The organism is Corynebacterium sp. NML130628, from assembly GCF_001875665.1.
Taxonomy (GTDB): Bacteria; Actinomycetota; Actinomycetes; order Mycobacteriales; family Mycobacteriaceae; genus Corynebacterium.
In genome coordinates this window covers 1-25981 of the sequence record NZ_MLAL01000018.1, presented here as the reverse complement: position 1 = coordinate 25981, position 25981 = coordinate 1, and the positions used below count along the sequence as shown (strand labels likewise).

The window sequence follows — 25981 nt, the reverse complement described above, 5'->3', positions numbered from 1 at the left end:
GAAATCCCCGTTTCCCGGCAAAAAAGTTCTCAAATGGGGGCATCATAGGGAACTGTAGATGACACCAATAGGCCAGTAGCCACGCGCGTGAACCGAATGCACTGAATCAGGAGCGGATACAACGATGGACTTCCCTACCGACCCCACCTCGGCGAGCATCAAAGCGTCCGAGCCTGATATCAGCGCGGAAATCGACAGTGTCGTCGATATTGCCCTCGACATGTTTGCTCGCGGCGGCTTCTCTCAAACCAAGCTGGGCGCCATCGCGAAAGAAACCGGGATGTCGAAGCGGATGATCCACTACCACTTCAATGACAAAAAAGGCCTGTACGCAAAAACGATCAGGCGTGCGCTCGACCGGCTGACTCCGCCGGAGGGGGTCCTCCAGCGTTCTTCCGCTGTCCCGGTTGACGGCATGCGCCGCTTCGTGGACAGCATGTTCCACTCATTCCAAGAAAACCCCGAAGCCGTCCAACTGCTCATCAGAGAAAGGCTTGAGCCGGTGCTCGCGGACACATCGGCCGACATTGTTCATGGTCGCAACGAAATCACGCTCCACGTTGAGCGCCTCCTGCTCGTGGGCCAAGACGCCGGAGCGTTCAGACCAGGAATCTCAGCCGACGATGTCCTTGCGTTGCTCACCGCGCTGAGTACGCTGCGGGTCTCGGGCAACGCGGCATCGATAATTACGTCCCACCTAGACCTCGACGAGCCTCGCAATGTCGAGGGGATGCGACGCATGGTCATCGATAGTGTGCTGGCGTTTTTGACGTCCAATTTGGCACCGTCGGGCTACGAAAGCTACCTCGAGGCCACCGCCGCGCCTGCCAGTGAAGGCACCGGCGCCAGCGATGACCTCTACGACATCTACTAGCTGCGACTAGGAACCCCTACGCCGAGCGCTGTCCTTCCTCTTCCACGAACTGCGGCTCAGCGGTGCCCCGCACCACGTCGCCGTCAATGACGACTTCGCTGACGTTTTCGCGATCAGGCAGGTCGTACATGATCGGCACGAGCACTTCCTCCATGATGGCGCGCAAACCGCGGGCACCGGTGTTGCGCTCAGCGGCGCGGTCCGCGATTTCCTCGAGCGCGTCTTCGGTGAGCGTGAGCTCGGCGCCGTCCATCAAAAAGAGGCGGCTGTACTGCTTTACCAGGGAGTTCTTCGGCTCGGTCAGTACGCGAACCATCGCTTCGCGGTCGAGGTTTTCAACGTTCGCGATGATCGGCAGGCGCCCGATGAACTCAGGGATCAGACCGAACTTCACCAGATCCCCGGGCTGCACCTTCGCCAGCATGTTAGCCTCGTCGCGTTCCTGCTTCGAATCAATCTCCGCTCCGAAGCCAATACCCTTCTTGCCGACGCGCTCCGCGATCACCTTATCCAGGCCCGCAAACGCACCGGCCACGATGAACAGGATGTTCGTCGTATCGATCTGGATGAACTCCTGGTTCGGGTGCTTCCGCCCGCCCTGCGGCGGGACTGAGGCAACGGTGCCCTCCAGAATCTTCAGCAGCGCCTGCTGCACGCCCTCGCCGGAAACATCGCGGGTAATCGACGGGTTCTCGGATTTGCGCGAAATCTTATCCACCTCGTCGACGTAGATGATGCCGTGCTGCGCCCGGTTGACATCGAAGTCCGCGGCCTGCAGCAGCTTCAGCAGGATGTTCTCGACGTCCTCTCCGACATAGCCGGCCTCGGTGAGACTGGTGGCGTCGGCAATTGCGAATGGCACATTGAGCATCCTGGCCAGCGACTGCGCAAGGTACGTCTTGCCCGAACCTGTCGGGCCAAGCAGCAAGATGTTCGACTTCGCAATCTCTACTTCTTCATCGCGCTTGCGGTTCGCCACATTCTGAGACTCTGCCCGGATGCGCTTGTAGTGGTTGTACACCGCCACCGCGAGCGAGCGCTTCGCCGCATCCTGTCCGATTACGTACTGGTTCAGGAACGTGGTGATCTCGCTCGGCTTCGGCAGACGATCCGCAGCCTCATCCTGCTCAGCCTGTGCTCCGCCGAGTTCCTCCTCAATGATTTCGTTGCACAGCTCGATGCACTCATCGCAGATGTACACGCCGCCGCCAGCAATGAGCTTGCGAACCTGCTTCTGCGTCTTGCCGCAAAAGGAGCACTTCAACAGGTTTGAGGTGTTTTGGGATGTTGCCATAGATGCGTTGGACTCCAGCTTCTTCGTCTCGCCTAAGTGTTGACCTTAGAGCTTAGCTGGTGCGTCAAACTCACACATTCTCGCACATGTTCGCTGTTCAAGGCACAATGGGGAGCATGACGCATATACATACAGTGGAGTACGGCAACAAAGACAACACCAGCACCGTCGTGCTGCTCTCTTCCATCGCGACGACGCACGAGTCCTGGTCGAAGCAGATCCCCGAGTTGGCGAAGCACCACCGGGTCATCGCCGTCGATCACCGCGGTCACGGCGGTTCCGACATCGCCGAGGCAGCACCTGGCACCGCGACTGTGAAACTGCTCGCGCAAGACATTCTGCAGGCGCTCAACCGCGAAGGGGTTGACCGCTTCAGCGTGGTCGGGCTTTCCCTCGGCGGCGCCATCGCACAGTGGCTCGCGGCGTACAGCGGGCGCGTCGACAAGGCGGTGTTCGCTTGCACCGCGACCTACCTCGGCGGCAATGCGCAGTGGGATGAACGCACTCGCGTCGCACGCGAGGAAGGCATGGGTCCCATCGCTGACATGCTCATCCCGAACTGGTTCACACCCGAGTTTATCGACGCCCACCCAGAGGAAGTCCAGCGCATCCACGACATGGTCAGCGCGATCAACCCCGAGGGCTACGCCCAAAACGGTGACGCCCTGGCCAAGTGGGACTTCGCCTCCCACCTTGACCAGATCACCTGCCCGGTGCTGACCATCGCAGCCACCGGTGACGCTGGCACCGGCCCGGACAAATTGGCCGAAATCGCCGACGGTGTCGCGGGTCCTGTGGAGTCCGTGGTCATCGAGCCGGGCTCACACCAAGTGCCCATTGAGAACCCCGCGCCCTTCAATGCAGCCTTGCTCAAGTTTTTGGGCTAAGATTTGTCGGCTACGCTAGACGCAGAAGTCTGTCAGAAAGGATCCCCCAGTGATGAACACCCGGCCCAAACTTGTGCTTGCCGCACTTTTGACGTGCACGACGCTGCTGGCCGGATGTAATTCATCGCCGGAGGATCGACTGGCGGAGCCTCACGTCACGTTCCCGGCGAAGGAGACGTCGACAACTCCGACGCCCGACGAGGAAAAAGACGACGCCGACGCGACAGAGACCAAAACCTCCACCTCGACGAAGACGTCAACCAGCACGTCGAAGAAGAGCTCCAGCTCTTCCAGCTCCTCAAGCTCCTCGAAGAAGTCGACCTCATCGGAGGACAGCCGCGACGATTCGCCCGCAGCGGTACAGCCTGCCGAGCCTGCCCCGCAGCACGGTGCGGTGTGCGCGTGGCCGAAGCAGGGCCAGCAGTCCGCGAGCGACGAATACAGCACCTTCTGCGACGGCGACTGGGCCCGCACGGTGATGCCAAACGGCCAGGAGTACTTCTGGTCTTCCAACGGCAACTCTTGGGCCTCCGTTGACCCCGTCGGCGAGCACGAGGGTAACGCCTGCTGGGACCGCAAGGACTTCACCTCCGCGCCGGCCGCAGTACGCGACGCGGTCCCTTACTGCCCTTAAGCGCGAAGCGCCTCCCCCGGTTCCTTGACGACAGCGGGCCACACACAGACCCAACCCTGCCGACAGCCAGCGCCACACCGACGCCGACGTCACCGTGTACATGCCGGTGACACACGCGTTCAGCAGCATGCCGGCCAGCACCCCGAGCGGGAACGCCACCAACGATGCCACCGCTGAGAAAATGAAAACCACTACGGCACCCGCCCCACCGATGGCGAAGGCGATGAGCAGCACACGGGTGTCCACGCGCGTGGTAATCACGCCGAAGATCAGCGAGCCGATCGTGCCGCCGAACGCAATCATGATGCCACCGAAGATGCCCTGCTGCGCCGACAGCCCCAACTCGTTGAGCAACTTGGGAGTCCAGCTGTTTACAAAGGCAAAACCGAAGCTGATCAGGGAGAATGCGATCCAGATCCGGAGGGTCGTCGGCAGCCACTCTGGGGAGACAATCGTGCGCAGCGCACCTGTCGCGGAAGTCGGGGCGCTTGCCTGGGGTGGGAGCATCGCTCCCCCATGCCCTATGCGGCGCGCGATTCGCTCGACCCGCGCCGAATCCCCGTGGCTCGCAAGCACATCCACTGACTCAGGCAGCAGCGCGGTCGCTAACGCCAGCGCCACAGCGGACAGTGTCGCGCCAGCGAAGAAGATCCATTGCCACACAGCGTCGCGCCGACACCGTAGCCCGACGCGTAGATTGCCACCGTCAGGCCACGGAAGCGGTCGTTTGCGTACTCGCTGACCAGTACAGTCACGCACGCGAGCACGCTACCCACGCCCACGCCGGTGACGAAGCGCGACACAATGAACGCCGCGGTGCTGCCCTCGCGAAGCTCGACAACAGTAGGCCCACCGGGTCAATCAGCAGCGCCACAAGAATTACGTTTGGACGCCCCCAACCGGTCACCAGTTGGCCCGAAGGCCGCCGCGCCAACTCCCACGCCGAGCAGCGTCGCAGAGAGCACCCACCCCAGTAGGGACGAACCGATCGCGAACTCCTCCGCCAGGTGGGGCGCCGCGAATGCTGTCGCGACGAGGTCGTAGCCGCCATGGGCATTCAAGTAGGTAATAACGGCGATGATCAGCCACTGGTACGGGCTCATCGGCAGGGTGTTAATCGAGGTTCTAATTTCCACCGCGCAATATCTTTCATGTTCGCCACTAGCGTTTTGACAGTTGAGTGAAAAATGTAGTGCACGGTCTGTCTATGCGCGCCGTTTTATTCACGATTCTTCAAACACACAAAAGACGCCACCCGGTTGCCCGCGGTGGCGTCGAAAAGTGAAGAAAACTTAGCCGTTCAGCTTGCGGTAATCAAAGACCTGGTCGATGATGCCGTACTCAACAGCTTCCTGCGCGGTGAGGATCTTGTCGCGGTCAGTGTCGATACGAACCTGCTCCGCAGAACGGCCCGTGTGGTGCGCAAGCGTATCCTCCATCAGGCGACGCATGCGCTCGATCTCATTGGCCTGAATCTCGAGGTCAGAAACCTGGCCCTGAGTACCCTGCGTCGCGGGCTGGTGGATCAGCACACGCGAATTCGGCAGCGCGGCACGCTTGCCCGGGGCACCTGCGGCAAGGATGACCGCCGCGGCAGATGCAGCCTGGCCAAGACACACCGTCTGGACGTCCGGACGGACGTACTGCATCGTGTCGTAAATCGCCATCAGCGCGGTAAACGAGCCACCAGGCGAGTTGATGTACATCGTGATGTCACGGTCCGGGTCCTGGGACTCTAGCACCAGCAGCTGCGCCATGATGTCGTTCGCGGAGGTGTCATCGACCTGGGTTCCCAGGAAGACGATGCGCTCCTCGAAGAGCTTGCCGTACGGATCGATCTGCTTCGTGCCGAAGGAGGTCTCCTCCAAGAACTGTGGCAGCACGTAGCGGGAGGAAGGCATTTGGAAAGACATACGTATATTCTCCTGTCTACTTAGTTGCTGATCGAGCCCTGGGCGCTCTCAATAACGTGGTCCACGATGCCGTACTCCTTCGCCTCGTGGGCGGTGAACCAGCGGTCGCGGTCAGAGTCCTGCGTGATCTGCTCGAACGTCTGACCGGTGTGCTCCGCGATAAGCTGCGCCATCTCGCGCTTCGTTGCAGCGAACTGCTCAGCCTGGATAGCAATGTCGGCAGCGGTACCGCCGACACCTGCGGATGGCTGGTGCATCATAATCCGCGCGTGCGGCAGCGCGAAGCGCTTACCCTTCGTACCACCAGAGAGCAGGAACTGCCCCATCGAAGCAGCCAGGCCCATTCCGTACGTCGCGATGTCGCACGGGGAGTACTTCATGGTGTCGTAAATCGCCATCCCTGCAGTCACGGACCCACCCGGGGAGTTGATGTACAGGGAAATATCGCGAGTTGGATCTTCCGCGGACAGCAGCAGGATCTGCGCGCACAGCTTATTCGCGATCTCGTCGTCGACCTGCTGGCCCAAGAAAATAATGCGCTCGCGCAGCAGGCGCTCATAGACAGAATCACCCAAGTTCATGCCCTGCGTCGGGGATGTCATAAAAATGGCTCCTTCATTGTTCAAACAGTTTTATGTAGCGACAACAATGCCACCACCCTACTCTGATAGTCCACTTTGCAGGTAGCTGTTCGCTGACGGCGTACACAAGCTTTGTTGCCTCGCAGCGGGCAACAAAACGCCCCGGCGAACGCACAGCGTGTGTGCATTACCGGGGCGTTTTCTCAAACGATTTAGTCCTCGGAAGCCTCTGCTTCTTCCTCTTCAACCTCACCGAAGTATTCATTCGGGTCGACGGTCTCGCCCTTGTCATCCTTGACGGACACACGGCAGATAGCGGTTGCGAGAGCCTTGCCACGGCGGACGTCCGCGAACAGGTTGCCGATCTGGCCTGCCTGCTGCAGCTGTGCCACGAACTGGTTCGGGTCCATGCCGTAGGACTGCGCGGTGAACAGGATGTGGTCGGTCATCTCCTGCTGGGAAACCTCAGGCTCCTCCTGATCAGCGACAGCGTCCAGGAACAGCTGGGTACGGACAGCCGACTCGGCCTGCTCGTGGTTCTTCTCGTCGAACTCCTCGCGGGTCATGCCCTGCGCCTCGAAGAACTGTGCAACAGCAGCCTCGTCGTGCGCCAGCTGGCCGAGCATCTGGTGGAGCATGTTGTGCTCCTGCTCCTCGACGGCCGACTTCGGCAGCTCGAACTTGGTCTCCTCGAGCGCAGCCTTCAGGACTTCGTCGCGGATGTCAGCTGCCTGCTGCGTCTTCTTGTCCTCAGCGAGCTGCTCCTTGGTGGACTCGCGAAGCTCCTCAGCGGTGTCAAACTCGGAGGCCATCTGTGCAAACTCGTCATCGAAGTCAGGAAGCTTGCGCTCCTTCGACTGCTGGACGTGCACCTTGATGGTGGCTTCCTTGCCCTTGTGCTCACCGAACTCGATGGTGGCGGTGAACTCGTTGTCCTCGCCGGTCTTCATGCCGCGCAGCGCGGTGTCGAGGCCCTTGATCAGGTCGTCCGAGCCGATCTGGTAGGTCAGGCCCTCAGTGGAAGCCTCCTCAACCTTTTCGCCGTCAACCTCAGCGTGCAGATCGATGACCGCGAAGTCGTCAGTCTTCATCTTGCGCTTGGTGTCCTTCAGCTCACCGAAGCGCTCGCGAAGCTGGTCGATCTCCTTGTCGACGTCCTCGTCGCTGACCTCGAGGGCCGGAACGGTGACGTCAATCTTAGAGAAGTCAGGCACAGTGATCTCTGGGCGGACGTCGACCTCAGCGGTGAACTCGACGACGTCATTGTCCTCGATCTTCGTGATGTCGATTTCTGGCTGACCAATCGGATTCAGACCGTTTTCCAGGACAGCCTTCTCGTAACGGGTTGGCAGCATATCGTTGACAACCTGCTCCAGGATCGGGCCGCGACCGAAGCGAGCGTCGATCAGCTGACGGGGAGCCTTACCGCGACGGAAGCCAGGAATGTTGACCTGCTGCGCAATTGACTTGTACGCCTGGTCGATTTCCTTGCCGAGCTCATCGAAAGGAACGCTGACGTCCAACTTGACACGAGTCTCACTGAGCTTGTCGACGGAAGTCTTCACGGATTACTCCTGTATTTAATCGGGTAAATAGTACGAATATGTAAACAAGCCCGCTATTTCTAGCGGGCTTGTTGATGTCGGGGCGACAGGATTTGAACCTGCGACCCCCTGCTCCCAAAGCAGGTGCGCTACCAAACTGCGCCACGCCCCGCGAATGATTGCTCATTGCGACGTTGGAAACTATAACCATACGCCCACACAATACGCAAATCCACAGTTCAACATGACTTTTGCCTGCACCCACAGATAGAAAAACGCGGTCACACATCTCGTGCAACCGCGTTCTCCAGTGTTTTATTTGGAGGGAATGACGGGAATCGAACCCGCGTCTTCAGCTTGGAAGGCTGAGGTATTAGCCACTATACGACATTCCCACATCGCCAAAAGGTGATGGGCGCAAGTGTAACCCACGGCCCACGGTGAAACAAACCACGCGCTTAGCGTGGAACTTTCTTGCCTGCACATGCGTTCCCTCTTGTAAGCACTGATTCTTTTCTGGCCGATCCCGAAGGAGCTTTTTGCAGCTATGAACCTCATTTTGATCCTTGTCATCGTTGGCGCCGCCGTATACCTGGTCAAGAGTCGCCAAAGCGGCGCAAATAACCAGCGCGAACAGCTCCAGCTTGAGGACGCACTGGCGGATGCTCGTCGCTGGACGGAACGGCTGGGTTCCCAGGTTCTGAGTATCTCGGGCAACGACGCCGCATCGACCCAGGCGATGGCAGATGCTTCCGAACGCTATAACGCTGCAAGTGGCGCGCTCGGCCAGGCAACAACACCGAAGCAGGCGATGCTTGCCCGCGAGTCAGCGTTGGAGGGGCTGCACTACGTCCAAGCGGCTCGCGAGATTATGGGGCTGCCTGCCGGCCCTGAACTTCCTGAACTTGAGGGCCAACGCCGCGCAGGCCGAGTGACTGAGGAGCGGACTATCCGTCAGGAAGACGGCACCACGGTTACCGCCTCTCCGTACGCGTCAGCACGCACCCCGAACTACTACCCCGGTGGCGTTGTCGCCGGCCGTCCGGTCCCCGCGGGCTGGTACTCCACCGCATGGTGGGCGCCCGCGATGATGACCGGGATGTGGGCTGCAAGTTCGATGATGTTCTACTCCGCGATGTTCGCCGGCATGGCGGGCACGCCGTCACCCGAGGCGTTCGAAGCTGGCGACTTTGGTGACGCCGGCGCGGGCTACCTTGGCGAGATGGGTGACGCGGGCACTATCGGCGACGGCGGCGAGATGGGCGACATGAGCGACGCCGGTGGCGAGGGCCTGTTCGGTGACGGCGGTCTCTTTGGTGACGGCGGCGGCTTCGACTTCGGGGGATTTGACTTTTAGTCCAGGCCAGTGCGGTAGAATGCCTACCGTTTAGCACCCCACTGCATAAACCGTATAAGGAGCGTTTCGTGAAAATTGCTGTGTTGCTGAAAGAAGTCCCGGACACCTACGGCGACCGCGACCTGAATCTGGAAACCGGCCTGACCGACCGCTCCGGTGACGTTGTCGCTGACGAGGTCTGTGAGCGCGCTGTCGAAGCCGCGATGCGGCTGAAAGAGGCTCGTGGCGACGGCGAAACGACCATCGACCTCATTACAGTAGGGCCAGAATCAGCACACGCCAGCGTGCGTAAAGGCATCGCGATGGGCGCGGACGACGCTTATATCATTGCAGACGACGCGCTGCTCGGCGCAGACGTGACACTAACGGCAGAGGTGCTCGCAGCGGCGCTGCGTACACAGGATTATGACCTGGTGGTGCTCGGCACCGCTTCCTCGGATGGTGGCGGCGGCGTCATGGCCGGATTGCTTGCTGAATTGCTCGGCTGGCCCGCAATTGCGAATGCCACCGAAGTCGCGCTCGAAAACGAGACAGTGACGGCTACGCAGGTCAGCGACCACGCGACACTGGCCCTGGCGGCACAGCTCCCGGCTTTGGTCGCGGTCTCGGACGAATACCCCGATGCCCGCTTCCCAAACTTCAAAGGCCTAATGGCGGCAAAGAAGAAGGAACTACACACGGTGACGCTGGCGGACCTCGGCGTCGACGCGGAAGATTTCGCACGTCCGCGAGCAATCATGGTGGACGTCGAAAAGCGTCCTGCGCGTGAACGCGGCGAGATCATCGACTACGGCCCAAACGCTGTGGGCCAACTGGTGGATTTCCTCGCAGAGAAGCACTACATCTAACCCGCCGAACGAACGCACACGCTTGAAGGACCTTGAAGGATACTGACATGGCAACCTCTCCCCGCACAGTTTTGGTCGTGCTCGACGCGACGCACGACGACCAGCTTGACCCCACCGCCGCCGAACTCATCGGTGCAGCTGCACCGCTGGGCACCCCGGTCGTACTCACTACTAGCCCCGCGCACGCCGACACGCTCGGCGAGCTCGGCGCAGCGGTCGTGCTCACCGCGAGTATTGACGCACAGCAGCAGACCGTCCCTCTAGTCGATGCCGCCGAGGCCGCATTCAACGCCACTGATCCGGCAGCCGTTATCCTCGCCCACTCCGTCCGGGGCCGCGACGTCGCGTCCCGTCTGGCGGTACGCAAAGGCAAGGCACTGCTGACCGACGCAATCGATGTCCGCCGCGACGACCAGGGCATTGTGACTGATCACGAGAACTACGGTGGCGCCTACACCGCCACGGCCGCAGCGACGCACTCGGCGCCGATTATTACGGTGCGCGTCGGCGCGATCGATCGCCGTGCGGATGCGACAACGCCCGAGGTTCACGAGCTGGATATTACCGCGTCCGGCACGCGTGCGGCAACGGTGACGTCGGTGACGCCGGTGGTGCGTACGTCGACACGCCCAGAGCTGCTCACCGCCGACCGTGTTGTCGCGGGCGGCGTCGCCTTGGGCGATGCAGACATGTTCGAGCAACTTGTGGGCGGGCTCGCTGACGAGCTCGGCGCCGCAGTCGGCGCGACACGCTCCGCCGCGGACGAGGACCAGGTCAGCCACGACGCCCAGATTGGACAGACCGGCGTCGTGGTCAGCCCGAAGCTCTACATCGGCATCGGTATTTCCGGCGCGGTGCAGCACCTTGTGGGCATGCAGACGGCCGATACCATCATCGCGATCAACAACGATGAGGACGCGCCACTGTTTGATATTGCGGACTTCGGCATCATTGGCGATCTCTTCGACGTTGTGCCAGAGCTCATCGAGCAGATCGCCACACGTCGCGGCTCGGAGGCGTCTGAGTAATGCAGATGCACCTTCGTCGCGGTCTGCCCCGTGTAGCGGACGGGCAGCCCTGGCCACCAGTCGATGCCGTCGCGGTCGAACCCGACCCGGATGTGAGCGGCGATCTCTCAGGCGCTCCAGCGGCACCAGCCACTGAACCCGCCGTACTCACCGACAGCGTCTCGACGCCTCTTCGTCGCGGCCTACCTCGAGTCCCGAGCGGCCAACCGTGGCCACCCGCGGACACAGCCGCAGTCGCAACGGACCCAGACGTGGAGCAGGCCTTCTCGGCGGCTACAGCACGCACTGCCCCTGCACAGCCCGCAGCAGAGCAGCGCGCCGAGGCATTGAGGACAGTCGCGGTCCGCCGAGGTCTGCCTCACACGCCTGACGGCGAACCTTTCCCACCTGTGACCAGTGTGGACGTCCCGGAAGACTCCGCTGTGGCGGTTCCACCGCTCTACGGTGCCACGGCGGAGCCCGTGGCCGCTGCTGCTGCGTCCGCTCCAGAAGCGACCCCAGTGCCTACAACAACTGAACCTGAACGCCCAAAGCCGGCGGCGCAGTCTGTGCCGGAACCGACCCAAGCACCAACGCGTCGCTGGTGGGCGTACGGCGGAGTCGCGTTACTCGCTGCTTTCGTGATGGCGATCCTGGTTGCACGGTGGTTTGTCGGCACCCCGACGGGCAGCAGCTTCATTCAGCGCTACACCGGCCAGCAGCCCCTGCCGGAAGGCGCACCTGTTGGGCTGCCAGCATGGCTGGGGTGGTCGCACTTCTTCAACATGCTGTTCATGGCGCTCATCATCAAGACGGGTATCACCGTGCACCACGAGCGCAAACCCGAAGCGTATTGGGCGCCGCGCAAGAACCCCAAGAAGAAGATTTCGCTCACCCTGTGGCTCCACCTCACGATTGACGTGCTGTGGGTGGCACTCGGCGTGGTGTTCTACATTGTCCTGTTCGCCACTGGCCAGTGGATGCGCATCGTGCCTACGAGCTGGGAGGTCATCCCGCAAGCTATCTCCGCGGGGATCCAATACCTCAGCCTGGACTGGCCGACGGAAAACCCATGGGTGCACTACAACGCGCTGCAAGAGCTGTCTTACTTCGCAGTAGTGTTCATCGCCGCGCCACTGGCGATCCTCTCCGGCGCCCGTATGAGCGAGTGGTGGCCGAAGTCCTGGACTTTCTTTTCACTGAAGGCGGCGCGTGCCATCCACTTCCCCACCATGCTGTTCTTCGTACTGTTCACCGTGGTGCACGTCTTCCTGGTGCTCACCACGGGACTGCGCAGGAATATGAACGCGATGTTCGCCGCGTCCGGCGACGTCAACCCAGATGTGTACGGCACGAGCTGGACCGGCGTGATCCTATTCCTTGTTGCCGCGGTCGTTATCGCGGGGGTGTGCAAGCTGGCGCGGCCTGCATTGGTTGCCCCGGTGGCGCAAGCGACTGGCAAGGTGACAAGCCGCTAAGGTAAAGCGCATGGTACCCATGTTTGCGCTTCACGACGGCACATCAATCCCCCAACTCGGCTACGGCCTCCACCGCGTAGACCCGCAGGAGGCCGAGCGCCTGGTCAGCGAGGCGTTGGAGGCCGGTTACCGCCACTTCGACACCGCCCACATTTATGGCAACGAAGAGGGCGTCGGCAAGGCAATCGCGAAGTCGAGCATCCCGCGCGACGAGCTGTACATCACCACGAAGCTGTGGAACAACCGCCACCACGACGCCCCAGCGGCGCTCGAAGAGTCGCTGGAAAAGCTCGGGCTTGACCACGTGGATCTCTACCTCATTCACTGGCCCCTACCCGGGCAAGGTGCCTACGTGGATGCGTGGAAGTCCCTCATCAAACTCCGGGAGGCGAAACTCACCACCTCAATCGGCGTTTCGAACTTCCTCCCCGAGCACATCGAGCAAATCGAGATGCACACCGATGTCACCCCGGTGGTCAACCAGGTAGAGCTGCACCCACTGTTTCAGAATTGGAAAGAGCTCGACGCGATGCGCGTGCACAACATCGCCATCGAGGGGTGGGCACCACTCGGTGGCGGCGCCTACGACCTGACGGACTTTCCCGAAATCACCGACGCCGCCGAGGCACACGGCAAAACGCCAGCGCAGGTAGTTCTACGCTGGCATCTGCAGAACGACGTGATCGTGTTCCCCAAGACCACGTCCGTGGAGCGGATGCGTGAAAACATGGATATCTTCGATTTCACGCTCACCCCCGAAGAAATGTCCTCCATTGTCGCGCTCGACGAGGAAGAGTTCGGGCGCCACGGGCCGCACCCCGCGGACTACGAAGAGCTGGGTTAGATAGCTGGGGCCTCGCCGGTCTCCTCGTACTTGGACAGGATGTCGATGCGACGCTGGTGGCGCTCCTCGTTGCTCCACTCCTGGCCGATGAACGCGTCGACGATCTTCAGTGCTTCTTCCTCGGTGTGCATGCGTCCACCGATACCGATGAGCTGTGCGTTGTTGTGCTCACGTGCCAGGCGTGCGGTCTCCTCTGACCACGCAAGGGCACAGCGCGCGCCCTTCACCTTGTTCGCGGCGATCTGCTCACCGTTGCCGGAACCACCCAGCACGATGCCGAGGGAACCTTCGTCAGCTACCGTGCGCTCAGCTGCTGCGATACAGAACGCTGGGTAGTCGTCGAGTGCGTCGTACTCGTGTGCGCCACAGTCGATGACTTCGTGGCCCTGCTCCTCCAGGTGAGCCTTAATCTGATTCTTTCGTTCAAAACCGGCATGATCTGCCCCAAGGTAAATACGCATGCGCTCTACACTACCTGCCTGCTAGCTCACCTGCGGCGGTTCCGTGCGAGAACGCTTCAATTCGAAGAAGTAGGGGTATTCGCCGAGGGCCAAAGAGGCGTCGAAAAGCTTGCCAGCCTCCTCGCCCGTTGGGACGCGGGTGATGACTGGCCCGAAGAAGGCAGTGTCGCCCAGCTTAACCACCGGGGTGCCCACCTCGTCGCCGACGGCGTCCATTGCGCCCTGGTGGTAGGTGCCAAGAAGCTCATCCATCTCGTTGGTATTGGCAAGATCGGCGTAGCTGGCGTCAAGACCTACCTCTTCGAGCGCTGCCACGATGATCTCGCCGTAGGCACCATAGCCCTTCTTGCCGCCCTGCTCCCCGGCGTGGATCGCGGTGCCCATCGCGGTGTAGAGGGCGTCGATCTTCTCAGGGTGGTCGCGCTTGACTGCGGCAAACACTCGCGCGGGGCCCCAGTTCGCTTCCATCATTTTGGCGTAGTCGGCGGGAATGTCGCGGCCGTCGTTCAGAATCGAAAGCGACATGGGCACCCACTCCACAGTGATGTCGCGGACCTGTTCTACTTCCTTCATCCAACGCGAGGTGAGCCAACAGAATGGGCAGCTTACGTCGAACCAAAAGGTAACTGGTGCTGTCACGAAATCATCCCTTCTCATGATGTGTTGAAATTCTGCAGCCACCATAGCGAAAACCACACAGGTACGGCGAGTATGTTGGAGTGCATGAAGACAAACCTCAAGCGCAGCGACGCACAACTTCGCGCACAACTCATCTCAGATGTCCATTACGATATTGCGCTCGATGTCAACGGTGCAGAGCAGTTCACGTCGACCACCGCAGTCACGTTCCGCTCGGGTGCGGGTGAGACGTTCTTCGACCTCGTCGCCGACGAATTCTCCGCAACGCTCGACGGCGCCGCCGTCGACGGCCGCACCCTCAAACTCACCGAGGGTGAGCACACCTTAGTTGTCGACGCCACCATTACCTACAACCACACCGGGGAGGGCCTGCACAAGTTCATCGACCCGGTGGACAGCAAGGAATACCTCTACACCCAGTTCGAGCCCGCGATGGCAATGAAGGTGTTTGCCTGCTTCGACCAGCCGGATATCAAGGCCACGTACAAGATCGCCGTCGATGCCCCGGAGGCCTACACGGTCGTGCTCAACGAGGAGGCGACCCGTGAGGGCAACGTGTGGTCCTGCACCATCGATTATCCAATGTCGACGTACCTGGTGGCGGTCTGCGCCGGCGAGTACGAGTTCGTCGAAGACGAGTACGTCGACGATCTGAAGCGTATCCCGCTTCGCATCTTCGCCCGTGCGTCACTGATGAAGCACCTCGACGCGGAACGCCTGTTCCGCCAGACGAAGGATGGTTTCGCGTACTACCACGAGAACTTCGGCATTGCGTACCCGTTCGGCAAGTACGATCAGATTTTCTGCCCCGAGTACAACATGGGCGCGATGGAGAACGTCGGCGCGGTGACGTTCCGCGACGAGTACGTCTTTACTTCCGAGCCAACCCCCTACCGCCTCGAGCGCCGCAACGACACAATCCTCCACGAGATGGCGCACATGTGGTTCGGTGACCTCGTCACGATGCAGTGGTGGGATGACCTGTGGCTCAACGAGTCTTTCGCAACGTGGTCCGCGGCCATTGCCCAGACCGAGATTGGTGAATACCCGAATGCGTGGACGACGTTCGCGGCCGTCGAGAAGGCGTGGGCGTACCAGCAGGACCAGCTGCCAACGACCCACCCCATCGCCGCTGACGCCCCGGACATCGAGACCGCTGAGCAGAACTTCGACGGCATCACCTACGCCAAGGGAGCGTCCGTGCTCAAGCAGCTGCAGGCCTACGTGGGACGCGACGAATTCTTCGCCGGAGTTCGTGATCACTTCAAGAACCACAAGTTCAGCAACGCCACCTTCGACGACCTGTTGGGCGCGCTCGAGAAGTCTTCTGGCCGTGACTTGAGCGAATGGTCCCAGCAGTGGCTGCGCACCACTGGCGTGTCCACGCTTCGCCCCGAAATCACCGAGAACGCATTCACGGTTGTGCAGGAATCCGATGTGCTGCGCACCCACCGCGTCGGCATCGGGTTGTACAAGCTGGACGGCGACAAGGTCGTGCGCACCCATCATGTGAAGGTGGACATCGAGGGAGCACGCACCGAGGTTCCCGAGCTCGCCGGCATCGACCACGACCTCGCGTTGGTCAATGACGAGGACCTCACATATTGCAAGATGCGGCTGACGCCAGCACACACCGAGTTCGTGCTGGAGCACATCGGCCAGATTGAGGACCCGCTGGCTCGTACGCTGTGCTGGTCGTCCCTGTGGGAAGCGGTCCGCGACACGCTGCTGCCAGCACGCAAGTTCGTGATGGCCGTGGCCAACTTCAGCCGCCTTGAGGACCAGGCGAGCGTGCAGGAGCGCATTCTCGCGCAGGCAACCTTGGCGGTCAAGCAGTACGTGGCGTGGTCCTGGCAGCGCACCGGCTTCTACATGCTCAGCGAGGCGTTCCGTGGGCAGGAACCCGCCGGTATTTACCAGCGCGCCCTTGCCCGTCTACAGCCATCGAAGCAGAACACGACGTACTTCCACGAGCTCCTACAGTCGCTGGATAATCAGGAGATTCGCTGGCTTATCCTCACGAACCTCGTTGCAGGTGGTGCAATCCTGGCAAAGACAGCGAAGGGCGAGGATGACCCCACGTCCGAGGGCGCACTTTCCCGCCTGCGGATCGACGCAGTGACGAACAAGCGGTGGGCGTGGGATGAGATCGTCAGCGGTAAGCGCACGAACCTTGAGGTTCGCTTCCTTATCGACGGCCTCACGTTCACCAGCGAGGGCTTGGACGGCTTGAGCGAACGCTACTTCGAGATCGCGCCCGAGCTGTGGGACAAGCTGACGAACGAGATGGCGCAGAATACGCTCGAGGGCCTGTTCCCGCTCTGGGACGTCTCGATTGCCACGGTTGAGCGTGCCGACGCACTCCTGGGACGCGAGGATATTCCAGTCGGCCTGCGCCGTATCGTTTCGGAGGGCAAGGCCCGTCTCGAGCGTGCGCTGCGCAACCGTGTTGGCGACGCCGGCGCAGAAGGCGCAGCGAAAACGCTGCGTTAGTGGCTAGTTCTCCTCGACGATGCGGATCTGCGCCGCATCCGTGCGGGCCACGATAGAGGCGAACATGACCAATGTTTCGCCCTCGAAGAGCTTGCGCGTGATGCGGTGCACCGGGGTGTTCGCTGCTAAAGAGAGGCTCTCGCGCTCCTTATCGGTCGGGTTGGCCGGGAACAGGATGTCTTCGCGGCGCAGGCGAGGAGTCACGCCACCTAGGTCTGTGCGCTGGCCGCATGCGTAATCGACGGAGCTGCGATTGTACTTGGACTCGTAGCCCGGACGCACATAGGTGGTTTCAGCGAACACCGGGTTTCCGTTAACGAAGTGGACGAGCTCGCTGGTCAGCAACTTGTCGCGGGAATCTACACCGAATGCAGAGACGACGACCTGCGGTGCGGGCGCAGCGGTCTCCGAAATGAGTTCGGAAGAGACCTCCAAGCCATGCGCAGCAAGCTGCTCCGTCAGCGATACCTTACCTGTCAGATCAATGATCGGAGGCAGTGCACGCACGAAGGTGCCGCCGGTGCGGCCACGCTTTCGCTCAATGATGCCCTCGAGCTGCAAGAGGTCTAGCGCGTGGCGTACGGTCATGCGAGCCACGCCGTACATGTCTACAAGTTCGCGCTCCGGGGGGAGCTTATCCCCCGGTTCTAGCTCGCGTGATTCAATTTTGCTTCGCAACGCGTCCGCAATTGCTACATATGCTGGCTTTTTAGCCACAACTTCCTCCTCTTTTTGCGGTCGCCCTTAGGTACAGTCTCGTACACACAAAACGCCTGGTGCACCACGATATGGTCCAGCACCGTAATCTCAGTTCTTTTTAATATAGTTCATTGGACCATAAAAGTGCCTAACAATAAATTTGGACAAAACACGCACCATTTACCACAAACGCAAATTAGCATCTCCTACTTTCAGTTGAACCCCCTCTACGTGCCAAATCCAGGAATCTCCAACCCCAAATGCAACGTCGTCCAAGCTCAGCCGGGCACCCCCGTTTGCGGTAAGCCTGGCGCTCTGCGAGCATTTCAACATAGCGCGTAAACTCGTGCGGGATGTTTTCTCTTACACAGTTTTCCATGTCAGCTCCAACCAAATCAGTGAGTGTTCCCGAAGTCGACGAAGCCGTCGACTCCGTCACTTCGTGGTGGAACGATCCAGCCACACGGGACATCTTTGTCACCCGCCCACTGTGGATCCTGGTCATCCTTGCCATTGCACTCGTGCTGCATCTCGTGGTGCGCAGGATCATCACGAAGGCGGCGAACAATGCCATCAATTCCCAGGGCAGTGCCCTACCATTGCGACGCCGCGCCGGCGCTCCGAAGCCAGATACTGCCCACTCACGCTCGCAGGAACAACGGCGTCAGCAGCGCATCCTCACGCTGGCGAACGTGGGGCGCTCCGCGGCAGCCATCGTCATCTGGGTGTGGGCGGTGCTTGCAGTGCTGGACCAGCTCGGAGTCAACGTCGCACCCCTCGTCGCCTCTGCAGGCGTTGTGGGCGTCGCTCTCGGCTTCGGTGCACAATCGCTGGTGAAGGACTTCCTCAGCGGTATCTTCATGCTGCTAGAAAATCAGTACGGTGTCGGTGACGTCATCGCCGTCAACGACGTCGAGGGCACTGTCGAGCACGTCACGATGCGCATCACTACCGTGCGCGATATTGACGGCACGTTGTGGTACATCCGAAACGGCGATATTGACCTGCTCGGCAACCAGAGCGATATCTACTCGGTTGCCCGCCTCGAGATCCCTGTTTCTATCCAGGCGGACCCGGACCAGGCCGCCAGCGTCGTCGAAGCCGCGATGCAAGACGCGGTAACTCGCCCTGAGATCGCGGAGAAGCTCGTCGGCGAGGCGACCATGCTGGGCATTTCCAAGTTCGACCCCGAGTGCGCGACGCTGCGTGTGATGGTCAATACGCTGCCCGGCGAGCAGTGGGGCGTCTCCCGCTTCATGACCGCGGTTATCCTCGAAGCACTCCACACGCACGGCGTGCCCCTGCCTGGCACGGAGCCGACCTACATCCGGCACCTGGACCACACCTCTGGGGGTGAGAACAAGGATGCAGATCAGCAATAATAGCGCGGCACAGCAGACGCTCTACGAGGCCGTCGGCGGCGAAGAATTCTTCCGCACTCTCGTGCACTGCTTCTACGCCCAAGTCAAAGAGGACGACCTCATCGGCCCCATGTACCCCGACGACGACTGGGAAGGCGCCGAATCACGCTTGCGCTGGTTCCTCACCCAATACTGGGGCGGTCCACGCACCTACCAAGAGCGCCGCGGCAACCCGATGCTGCGCCGCCGGCACTTCCCGTTCGCAATCGGGGAGGCAGAGGCGGACCGCTGGCTCGAGCTGATGGGTAAGGCTGTCGCCGAGTTTGACGACGCCGCTTTGCCCCAGCCATACCGCGATGCCCTGTGGAATCACATGCAGCGGGTCGCGTACATGATGATCAACCAGGGCTCGCGGTCATACGAATAGGCTCAGCGACTTGCTGTGGTAGACGGTGCCGAAGGGGGCGTCAATACGCACCCACCTGCCCGCGCTTGAAATCCGCAGGTAGCGAGGCACCTCGACTGGGGCTTCAAACCCCGGGATGAGCCCAAGCGAAGTGCAGGTGAACACCGCGCGCATGGGGATTTCGAGTTTCGGGCCGCGCTCATCCGCTTCGATGGTGATGACGACGCCATCCAGCAGCGAGACCGGCGGGCCAAGCGGGCCCGCGAATTGGCGCGCGAGATTTCGGCCTTCGTCGGCGAGCTGGCGCGCGGTCGCAATCGGCACCTCTTCGCGCAGTGTGAACCCCTGCGCCGGTGGCAGCGCCCCCGGCCAGTTCTGGTCCTGCGCTACACCAAGCTCCCCCGGCTCGCCCGACACTGTACCGAGTGCGTCAAGCACCCGGAGCGCAGGCACCACCGCACCGTCACGGGATACGGTTCCGCGGACCCGGCGCGAGGCGACGCAGTCGAACGGGGTGGTGACGAAGACGTCGACGTCGTGTTCCCCGACTCGTTGGAACCGCGCGTAGGCGTCGTCCTGGAGGGCAAGGGCACGCTGCAGCAAGGCGCGCAGGCCGCGCTCCCCCTGCTGAACGACAAGCGTTTCGGTGGTAGACAACTTATGCCTGCCCGATCTCGTCGTCGCCCTCGAGTGTCGTGTAGGCGCGGGCGAGGATGCCGAGCTCCTGCGAGGTGATTTCCCGCGGGGTTGCCGTCCGCCTATCGACGGTGACCTGCACGCAATCAATCACGCAACAGACTCTGCCTTGCGCATCCTTGATCTCCTGGCGCGTCGTAAACGACGTATTGCCAAGGTGAATCACCTGCGTATCAACAGTCACCGCCTGCGTGTTCGGCAACACCGGGCGAACATAGTCCGCTTCGATGCGCCGAACGAACGCTACAAACTCGTGGCCCTGAGATTCGAAGAACTCCTGGGCAAACTCGAGTCGCGCCTGCTGCGCGATCTCGATGTAGGCCGAGTTTGTTACGTGGCCGTACCGGTCAAAATCGTTCCACCGCAGGGGGATGGAGTGCGTGTGAATCCTGCCGCGCATATTCTGTTCCGACATAGCCAATTCCTATCTGGTCCGCTGTTAGCGGCTGAGCTTACGGTGCGTGACGCGCGATGGCTTCGCTGCTTCTTCACCGAGGCGCTCAACCTTGTTCTTCTCGTAGTCTCCGAAGTTGCCCTCGAACCAGTACCACTTGCCCTCCTCAACGTTGCCTTCCCAGGCGAGGATGTGGGTACAGGTGCGGTCCAGGAACCAGCGGTCGTGCGAAATCACGACGGCACAGCCCGGGAACTTCTGCAGCGCGTTCTCCAGCGAGCCGAGGGTTTCGACGTCCAGGTCGTTGGTCGGCTCATCGAGCAGGATCAGGTTACCGCCCTGCTTCAGCGTCAGCGCCAGGTTCAGGCGGTTGCGCTCACCACCGGAGAGCACCTTGGACGGCTTCTGCTGGTCAGCACCCTTGAAGCCGAATGCGGAGAGGTAGGCACGCGACGGCATTTCGTTCTGGCCAACCACGATGTAGTCGAGCCCGTCGGACACGACTTCCCACACCGTCTTTTCCGGGTCGATGTTTTCGCGGTTCTGGTCGACGTAGGACAGCTCCACAGTGTCGCCGACCACGACGGTGCCTGCGTCTGGCTCTTCCAGCCCAACGATGGTCTTGAACAGGGTGGACTTACCCACACCGTTCGGGCCGATGACGCCCACGATGCCGTTGCGCGGCAGCGTGAAGGACAGGTCCTTGATCAGGACGCGGCCGTCGAAGCCCTTGTCGAGGTGCTCGACCTCGACAACCTTGTTGCCCAGGCGTGGAGGCGTCGGGATCTGGATTTCTTCGAAGTCCAGCTTCTTGTACTGCTCTGCCTCGGCGGCCATTTCCTCGTAGCGCTCCAGGCGCGCCTTGTTCTTCGCCTGACGTGCCTTCGGCGAGGAACGCACCCACTCGAGCTCGTTCTTCAGGCGCTTCTGCAGTTTCTGGTCCTTCTTGCCAGCAACCTCGAGACGCTCGGCCTTCTTCTCCAGGTAGGTGGAGTAGTTGCCCTCGTATGGGTAGAGCTTGCCGCGGTCGACCTCACAGATCCACTCGGCAACGTTGTCCAGGAAGTAGCGGTCGTGGGTAATTGCCAGGACTGCGCCCGGGTAGTTCTGCAGGTGCTTCTCCAGCCACAGGACACTCTCGGCGTCCAAATGGTTTGTCGGCTCGTCGAGCAGCAGCAGGTCCGGCTCGGACAGCAACAGCTTCGCCAGGGCGACGCGGCGGCGCTCACCACCGGAAAGCTTGGTCACCGGGCTATCGGATGGTGGGCAACGCAGGGCCTCCATCGCCTGCTCAATCTTGGAGTCGACCTCCCAGGCGTCGGCGGCGTCGACCTCCTCCTGGAGCTTGCCCATTTCTTCCATGAGCTCGTCGGTGTAGTTCGTCGCCATTTCTTCGGCGATTGCTTCGAAGCGCTGCTTCTTCTCGAAGATATCGCCAAGGCCTTCTTCGACGTTCTCGCGTACCGTCTTTTCCTCGTTCAGCGGCGGCTCCTGCAGGAGGATGCCAACCGTTGCACCCGGGTCCAGGAATGCTTCGCCGTTGTTTGGCTGGTCAATCCCCGCCATAATCTTGAGCAGCGAGGACTTACCCGCGCCGTTTGGCCCAACGACACCAATCTTGGCGCCGGGATAAAACGCCATGGTGACATTGTCCAAAATGACCTTGTCACCGATGGCCCTGCGAACGTTTTTCATCGTGTAGATGAACTCAGCCACGTAAAAACCCCTTTAACTGAAGCGGACATACATCGTTTCACAGGGTACATCAGCGAAAGGTGAACGTGCGCTTTCCAGCGTCAAGCGGCCCCGCCGTCGGAGTGCTAGAAGGGGGCGGGGCCGTCGTCACTTTCAGCGCTGCCAGCGCCCACAGCCACCGGCTCGAGCTCAGGCGACTGCGATTGTGGTTCCGTCGCTGACGCCGAGTCCGACGACGACGCGGATGCCTGCATCTTCATCTGCTCGAAGTAAAACTCGCGCTCCTCCTCCGTCATGAAATCGACCGCCGTCTTAATCTTTACCGCAGGCTGGCCTTCGAGCGTGTGGCCGTTCTCGGTGATCTTCCAGGAAGAGATCTGGTGCATGCCGAGCTCGAACGCGACCTTGTCGGCCTTGAGCACGGTGCGATAGCGGTTGAGCTTCTCACCTGCGTCGTTCGTTTCCACCCAGGTCTCCGTGACTAACCTGCCGGACACCATCACCGGCGCACCGCGGAACAGCGAGGTGCGCGCGTTGATGGCGAGCTGGTTCCAGCACTCAACGTCGATGTAGAGCTGGTCCGTGTCCTCCCAGATGTCCCGGCCCTGGTTGTCTTGCTCGCCCGTGCGGCGCCTACGGGAGGATGCGATGCGCATCTTGCACACCGAATTTCCCGACGCCGGGAACCACTTAAAGTACGGTGCTGCCGTCAAATTTCCGCATACGGTGACGTTCATCTGGCTCATTGTTGTGTCCTTTCAAATGTTTCCTGAACTGGTACAACTCGGAGCTTTCCAGTGCAGAAACGGAAAAGAAAGGATGCGGCCTGGCAGCCTGTGGATGAAAAATGTAAATTCCACAGATCTCAACAGATCTTCGGTTAGCCCTTGCGCTGCGTGGTATCCGACGTGTACTGTGCCAGCATTTCGTTGTAGGCGCGCCACTCGGCGTCGTCAGTTTCGTCCGCGCGACGGTCGACCTCTGCGGTTTCTGCGCGGTCCTCGCGCCACCACAGGATGAACAGCACACCGAACACGATGACCAGCGGGAACGAGCCCGACGCCCACGCGATACCGCCACCGACCTTTTGGTCCGCAAGCAGATCTGGCTCCCACGGCAGCAGCAGCGAACGGTAGAACTCCTCCCCCATCACGGTGTTGAGCTGCATGAGGTACACGCCCATGAAGAGGTGCACCGGCATGGAGATCCACAGCCACAGCAGACGCGTCTTCGCCGTCACGCGGCCCTCAATATAGTCCGGGCCGATGAGCTCCCAGAAGTAGAAGTAGCCCGACACCAGGAACACCGCGTTCATGATGACGTGGCCCGCGTGCTCAGAAATCATCAGCTCGTACAGATCGGTGAACACGTACATGACGTAAAAGAACACCAGGAACTGCACCGCTGACACCGGCGGGTACGTCACGATGCGCAGGAACTTACTGCGCTGGAAGGACTCCGCCCACAGCCGGGGGTTGAAGTCGCCGGACGGGTAGGCGTCGATAATGAGCGACAGCGGCGCGCCCAGCACGAGAAACACCGGCACACCCATCGATAGAATCATGTGGACCGTCATGTGCGCCGAGTACGACGCCGGCATGTGCAGCCCAATGCCGGAGCACATCGTGAGTACGACGGTCGCGCAGCCCAGCAACCACCACGCCGTGCGCCCCTTCGACCACCCACTCACCCGACGCGTCAGCTGCAGATAGTAGACGGCCAGCAGCATCGCGATGACGCTGTAGAGCAGCTCGAAGCGCCACAGCCCAACCCAGTTCGACCAGGTCAGTGGATCCTCGAGGTTGTAGCCCATCTGGATCTGCATCGGGGTGAGGTTCGGGTCCCGCGGCGGTGGTGGCGGAGTGCGCCCGAGTGTGACCGCAAGGCCGGTCACGGCCGCCATCACCAGCACTTCCACCGCACCAAGACGTACGAACGCCCTGCGTTGCGACGGCCCCTCCGCCTCAAGCGCCGGAATCGTCCGCTCGCGGTGCGCGTACCCCATCAAGCCAAGCACCAGGATGCCGACCAGCTTGCCCACCAGCACCCAGCCGTAGGCGTAGCGGGTGATGTCGTCCAGGTGCACGCGGATCGCTCCATTAATAACGCCAGACACTGCCATCGCTACGAATGCGAACAGCGCGATTCGCGAGTATCGCCGCACCGCCGGCGCCAAGTTCGGCCCCAACCTGAACCCGTGCGCCACCAGCGCCATCAGGGCGCCAACCCACACCAGCAGGAATACCAGGTGCCAGATGAAAGAGTTCGTGCCGAAGTCGTGGTCGCCACCGGTCGCCGAGTGACCGGTGAGTGCTAGCGGCATAATCGCAAGCAACGATCCGATGAATAGCGCCACCTGCGACCACCAGCACGACACGCGGTACCCCGCCACGGCCACACACGCCGCGATCGCGGCAACGATGAGCCAGACGCGAGCGTCAGCAACCTTGTCCAGCGCCAGGGCCCACGCGTCGACTTCAAACATCACGGTGCTCAACGGCTGGCCCGAGACGTCGGAAAGCACCAGCGGCACCATCACCACACCGATCAGCGCCAGTCCCGCGGACGACGCCGCGCCCGTGCGCGACGCAATCACCCCGTCGACAGTCAGGCGCGCGCCGTTGAGGTCGGACCCCGTCTGCTTCGGCGGCAGCAACCACGCGGAGAAGAGGAAGGACCCGGCAGCCAGCGCGGCTAGCACCCACGCGGTGCCGCGCAGAGCCGGCAGGCCGAACGTCGTCACAGCTCCCGGATCCGGGATACCCAACGCTGCGAGCGAGGCGCCCGCGAACATCTCCGAAATCACCCCGGCGATGAGCGCCGCGACGAGTCCCGCCGCAAGATACAACGGAAACGCCGCTTTCACCGCCGACTTTGAGGCAACCTGCGCATTTGACATGCTCACTACCCTACGTTCGAAATCTGCATGTTCCCAAGTTTTTCGACGCCCACTTCTCCCTCACTATTCGTTAAGTAAGGACAGGCGGATTGTAGTTTGCCGGCATCTGCAGAACTCGAACCCCTGAATCGCACGCTCGGTTTTCGCGGCGACTAAAAACTTTCTACCTCTTCGACGCGCATCAATACATCATCACAACGGATTGCAGTTCTTCCGACAACTGCGGAGTTTTTGTCTTTCTCTCTAACTATCTAGCTCTTTACCGCTGCACGCGTAAGTGCTTCCGTAACTCACCGAATTCGCGCGTGTATCGAATACGTCACCTTCACAACCGGCCGCAACCTCAACAAAGAGAATTCACCAGACTCGCTCACTGCCCAATGGTGTGAAAAGCGCAAAGAATTGCCATCCTCTGCAAATCGTCCGACGCAAAACATACCCGGCTCAAGCACTACTTACCGCTGCGTCCAGAAACGACTACTCTGCCCGTTTCTTCCGCACAGACACTCTGGCCAACAAGCTTTTCAGGTGCGGGAATAGTCCCTAGGTGTCGTGGTGAGTACCTAGGGACTATCTTCTGCGTCTTACCCATCCGCCGATCTCTTTGACGGTTATGAAGCGACGTCTTAATTTGTCCCAAAAGTCAGGAGAAGGACTTGGGGTCGCTGCCCAGTTTTAAAACTTGCCGATAATGACTAGCTTAAGTTCAGCAGAAAGCTGTTATGTCCATAGGGTTTTTGGACACGGAGTCCGGTGGCTTCTTGGACACGGGAGCCATGGTGTTCTTGGGCACTTCTAGCGGTTTACGGTTGTAGCCTGCGTTTGCCCCCTAGCACCCCTAGCACAGTAATGTGATGTCTAGCGACTTTTTGGACACGGAGTCCAGGATGTTTTTGGACGGGATGTCTAGTGGCTTTTTGGACGTTCTCGGCGGTGGAATAGCTGGATGGCTATTCCATTGTATAAACGTAGAAAGG

Annotated in this window: 23 protein-coding genes, 2 tRNA genes and 1 pseudogene; 10 read left to right on the top strand and 16 right to left on the bottom strand. The window is 60.9% G+C overall.

Annotation, left to right across the window (positions count from 1 at the left end; translation table 11 throughout):
* The first annotated feature begins 124 nt into the window (after positions 1 to 124).
* Positions 125 to 874, top strand: a complete 750-nt coding sequence (locus tag BJP07_RS05550; RefSeq protein WP_071566508.1) for a TetR family transcriptional regulator — start codon at positions 125 to 127, stop codon at positions 872 to 874.
* 16 nt (positions 875 to 890) lie between these two features.
* On the opposite strand, the gene clpX is transcribed toward BJP07_RS05550, so the two are convergent.
* Complete coding sequence (gene clpX / locus BJP07_RS05545; protein WP_071566507.1) at positions 891 to 2168, bottom strand: ATP-dependent Clp protease ATP-binding subunit ClpX; 1278 nt, start codon at positions 2166 to 2168, stop codon at positions 891 to 893.
* A 116-nt stretch (positions 2169 to 2284) separates the two neighbouring features.
* Here clpX and BJP07_RS05540 point away from each other — a divergent pair, with 116 nt between their 5' ends.
* Positions 2285 to 3055 (top strand): alpha/beta fold hydrolase, encoded by a 771-nt coding sequence (locus tag BJP07_RS05540; protein WP_071566506.1) that lies wholly within the window; start codon positions 2285 to 2287, stop codon positions 3053 to 3055.
* A 322-nt stretch (positions 3056 to 3377) separates the two neighbouring features.
* Here BJP07_RS05540 and BJP07_RS05535 read toward each other — a convergent pair.
* The 7 genes and pseudogenes from BJP07_RS05535 to BJP07_RS05500 all read right to left on the bottom strand — a co-directional run.
* Positions 3378 to 4498, bottom strand: a pseudogene (locus BJP07_RS05535) (MFS transporter); the annotation flags it as partial.
* A 48-nt stretch (positions 4499 to 4546) separates the two neighbouring features.
* Positions 4547 to 4825 (bottom strand): hypothetical protein, encoded by a 279-nt coding sequence (locus tag BJP07_RS05525; RefSeq protein WP_071566503.1) that lies wholly within the window; start codon positions 4823 to 4825, stop codon positions 4547 to 4549.
* A gap of 156 nt (positions 4826 to 4981) precedes the next feature.
* Positions 4982 to 5602 (bottom strand): ATP-dependent Clp protease proteolytic subunit, encoded by a 621-nt coding sequence (locus BJP07_RS05520; RefSeq protein ID WP_071566501.1) that lies wholly within the window; start codon positions 5600 to 5602, stop codon positions 4982 to 4984.
* Positions 5603 to 5622: 20 nt separating this feature from the next.
* Entirely contained in the window at positions 5623 to 6204 is a 582-nt protein-coding gene (locus BJP07_RS05515; protein ID WP_071566499.1) for an ATP-dependent Clp protease proteolytic subunit, read from the bottom strand.
* Positions 6205 to 6395: 191 nt separating this feature from the next.
* Entirely contained in the window at positions 6396 to 7748 is a 1353-nt protein-coding gene (tig, locus tag BJP07_RS05510) for a trigger factor (protein ID WP_071566498.1), read from the bottom strand.
* A 77-nt stretch (positions 7749 to 7825) separates the two neighbouring features.
* Positions 7826 to 7899, bottom strand: a tRNA-Pro gene (locus tag BJP07_RS05505).
* A gap of 148 nt (positions 7900 to 8047) precedes the next feature.
* Positions 8048 to 8122 (bottom strand) — tRNA-Gly (locus BJP07_RS05500).
* Positions 8123 to 8274: 152 nt separating this feature from the next.
* Between BJP07_RS05500 and BJP07_RS05495 the strand changes: the two genes are divergently transcribed.
* The 5 genes from BJP07_RS05495 to BJP07_RS05475 all read left to right on the top strand — a co-directional run bounded on the left by BJP07_RS05495 (position 8275) and on the right by BJP07_RS05475 (position 13261).
* Positions 8275 to 9084 carry a hypothetical protein gene (locus BJP07_RS05495; protein ID WP_071566496.1) on the top strand — a complete coding sequence of 270 codons (810 nt, stop codon included), beginning with the start codon at positions 8275 to 8277 and terminating at the stop codon, positions 9082 to 9084.
* A 68-nt stretch (positions 9085 to 9152) separates the two neighbouring features.
* Positions 9153 to 9932 (top strand): electron transfer flavoprotein subunit beta/FixA family protein, encoded by a 780-nt coding sequence (locus tag BJP07_RS05490; RefSeq protein WP_071566495.1) that lies wholly within the window; start codon positions 9153 to 9155, stop codon positions 9930 to 9932.
* Positions 9933 to 9979: 47 nt separating this feature from the next.
* Complete coding sequence (locus tag BJP07_RS05485) at positions 9980 to 10960, top strand: electron transfer flavoprotein subunit alpha/FixB family protein (RefSeq protein WP_071566494.1); 981 nt, start codon at positions 9980 to 9982, stop codon at positions 10958 to 10960.
* Positions 10960 to 12417 (top strand): cytochrome b/b6 domain-containing protein, encoded by a 1458-nt coding sequence (locus tag BJP07_RS11470; protein ID WP_071566493.1) that lies wholly within the window; start codon positions 10960 to 10962, stop codon positions 12415 to 12417. Before BJP07_RS05485 ends, BJP07_RS11470 begins: the two co-directional genes overlap by 1 nt.
* 10 nt (positions 12418 to 12427) lie before the next feature.
* Positions 12428 to 13261, top strand: coding sequence for an aldo/keto reductase (locus tag BJP07_RS05475; RefSeq protein WP_071566492.1), 834 nt, complete (start codon positions 12428 to 12430; stop codon positions 13259 to 13261).
* Here BJP07_RS05475 and BJP07_RS05470 read toward each other — a convergent pair.
* Together BJP07_RS05470 and BJP07_RS05465 are read right to left on the bottom strand one after the other, a co-directional pair.
* Positions 13258 to 13722 carry a ribose-5-phosphate isomerase gene (locus BJP07_RS05470; RefSeq protein WP_071566490.1) on the bottom strand — a complete coding sequence of 155 codons (465 nt, stop codon included), beginning with the start codon at positions 13720 to 13722 and terminating at the stop codon, positions 13258 to 13260. The two genes, BJP07_RS05475 and BJP07_RS05470, sit on opposite strands and share 4 nt — an antisense overlap.
* A gap of 21 nt (positions 13723 to 13743) precedes the next feature.
* Positions 13744 to 14361: a DsbA family protein gene (locus tag BJP07_RS05465; protein ID WP_071566488.1), complete on the bottom strand. Its 618-nt coding sequence runs from the start codon at positions 14359 to 14361 to the stop codon at positions 13744 to 13746.
* Positions 14362 to 14445: 84 nt separating this feature from the next.
* Between BJP07_RS05465 and pepN the strand changes: the two genes are divergently transcribed.
* Complete coding sequence (gene pepN / locus BJP07_RS05460; RefSeq protein WP_071566569.1) at positions 14446 to 16854, top strand: aminopeptidase N; 2409 nt, start codon at positions 14446 to 14448, stop codon at positions 16852 to 16854.
* Positions 16855 to 16857: 3 nt separating this feature from the next.
* Here the strand turns inward: pepN and BJP07_RS11210 are convergent, their stop codons facing one another.
* On the bottom strand, positions 16858 to 17571 hold the full coding sequence (locus BJP07_RS11210; RefSeq protein WP_071566486.1) for a GntR family transcriptional regulator: 714 nt from the start codon (positions 17569 to 17571) through the stop codon (positions 16858 to 16860).
* A 359-nt stretch (positions 17572 to 17930) separates the two neighbouring features.
* Here BJP07_RS11210 and BJP07_RS05450 point away from each other — a divergent pair, with 359 nt between their 5' ends.
* The gene (locus tag BJP07_RS05450) at positions 17931 to 18935 is read left to right on the top strand and encodes a mechanosensitive ion channel family protein (RefSeq protein ID WP_255365931.1); all 1005 of its coding nucleotides are present in this window, start codon (positions 17931 to 17933) and stop codon (positions 18933 to 18935) included.
* Positions 18919 to 19341, top strand: coding sequence for a globin (locus tag BJP07_RS05445; protein WP_071566482.1), 423 nt, complete (start codon positions 18919 to 18921; stop codon positions 19339 to 19341). Before BJP07_RS05450 ends, BJP07_RS05445 begins: the two co-directional genes overlap by 17 nt.
* On the opposite strand, the gene BJP07_RS05440 is transcribed toward BJP07_RS05445, so the two are convergent.
* The 5 genes from BJP07_RS05440 to BJP07_RS05420 all read right to left on the bottom strand — a co-directional run bounded on the left by BJP07_RS05440 (position 19330) and on the right by BJP07_RS05420 (position 25004).
* A complete protein-coding gene (locus BJP07_RS05440) occupies positions 19330 to 19977 on the bottom strand; it encodes a hypothetical protein (protein WP_071566480.1) in 648 nt (215 codons plus the stop codon). The genes BJP07_RS05445 and BJP07_RS05440 overlap by 12 nt on opposite strands.
* Before the next feature lies 1 nt (position 19978).
* Positions 19979 to 20431 carry a thioesterase family protein gene (locus BJP07_RS05435; RefSeq protein ID WP_071566479.1) on the bottom strand — a complete coding sequence of 151 codons (453 nt, stop codon included), beginning with the start codon at positions 20429 to 20431 and terminating at the stop codon, positions 19979 to 19981.
* A gap of 24 nt (positions 20432 to 20455) precedes the next feature.
* On the bottom strand, positions 20456 to 22126 hold the full coding sequence (gene ettA / locus BJP07_RS05430; RefSeq protein ID WP_071566478.1) for an energy-dependent translational throttle protein EttA: 1671 nt from the start codon (positions 22124 to 22126) through the stop codon (positions 20456 to 20458).
* Between the two features lie 104 nt (positions 22127 to 22230).
* Positions 22231 to 22851 carry a single-stranded DNA-binding protein gene (locus tag BJP07_RS05425; RefSeq protein ID WP_071566477.1) on the bottom strand — a complete coding sequence of 207 codons (621 nt, stop codon included), beginning with the start codon at positions 22849 to 22851 and terminating at the stop codon, positions 22231 to 22233.
* A gap of 134 nt (positions 22852 to 22985) precedes the next feature.
* Positions 22986 to 25004: a bifunctional copper resistance protein CopD/cytochrome c oxidase assembly protein gene (locus tag BJP07_RS05420; RefSeq protein ID WP_071566476.1), complete on the bottom strand. Its 2019-nt coding sequence runs from the start codon at positions 25002 to 25004 to the stop codon at positions 22986 to 22988.
* Between the last annotated feature and the right edge of the window lie 977 nt (positions 25005 to 25981).

Excerpts from the sequence above, each read along its gene's own strand:
- BJP07_RS05445 (WP_071566482.1), top strand. The coding sequence starts at position 18,919 with ATGCAGATCAGCAATAATAGCGCGGCACAGCAGACGCTCTACGAGGCC.
- BJP07_RS05435 (WP_071566479.1), bottom strand. The coding sequence starts at position 20,431 with ATGTCGGAACAGAATATGCGCGGCAGGATTCACACGCACTCCATCCCC.
- BJP07_RS05495 (WP_071566496.1), top strand. The coding sequence starts at position 8,275 with ATGAACCTCATTTTGATCCTTGTCATCGTTGGCGCCGCCGTATACCTG.
- BJP07_RS05520 (WP_071566501.1), bottom strand. The coding sequence starts at position 5,602 with ATGTCTTTCCAAATGCCTTCCTCCCGCTACGTGCTGCCACAGTTCTTG.
- BJP07_RS05485 (WP_071566494.1), top strand. The coding sequence starts at position 9,980 with ATGGCAACCTCTCCCCGCACAGTTTTGGTCGTGCTCGACGCGACGCAC.
- BJP07_RS05470 (WP_071566490.1), bottom strand. The coding sequence starts at position 13,722 with ATGCGTATTTACCTTGGGGCAGATCATGCCGGTTTTGAACGAAAGAAT.
- BJP07_RS05475 (WP_071566492.1), top strand. The coding sequence starts at position 12,428 with ATGGTACCCATGTTTGCGCTTCACGACGGCACATCAATCCCCCAACTC.
- clpX (WP_071566507.1), bottom strand. The coding sequence starts at position 2,168 with ATGGCAACATCCCAAAACACCTCAAACCTGTTGAAGTGCTCCTTTTGC.
- BJP07_RS05540 (WP_071566506.1), top strand. The coding sequence starts at position 2,285 with ATGACGCATATACATACAGTGGAGTACGGCAACAAAGACAACACCAGC.
- BJP07_RS05420 (WP_071566476.1), bottom strand. The coding sequence starts at position 25,004 with ATGTCAAATGCGCAGGTTGCCTCAAAGTCGGCGGTGAAAGCGGCGTTT.
- BJP07_RS05425 (WP_071566477.1), bottom strand. The coding sequence starts at position 22,851 with ATGAGCCAGATGAACGTCACCGTATGCGGAAATTTGACGGCAGCACCG.
- BJP07_RS05550 (WP_071566508.1), top strand. The coding sequence starts at position 125 with ATGGACTTCCCTACCGACCCCACCTCGGCGAGCATCAAAGCGTCCGAG.
- BJP07_RS05515 (WP_071566499.1), bottom strand. The coding sequence starts at position 6,204 with ATGACATCCCCGACGCAGGGCATGAACTTGGGTGATTCTGTCTATGAG.
- BJP07_RS11470 (WP_071566493.1), top strand. The coding sequence starts at position 10,960 with ATGCAGATGCACCTTCGTCGCGGTCTGCCCCGTGTAGCGGACGGGCAG.
- pepN (WP_071566569.1), top strand. The coding sequence starts at position 14,446 with ATGAAGACAAACCTCAAGCGCAGCGACGCACAACTTCGCGCACAACTC.
- BJP07_RS05450 (WP_255365931.1), top strand. The coding sequence starts at position 17,931 with ATGTCAGCTCCAACCAAATCAGTGAGTGTTCCCGAAGTCGACGAAGCC.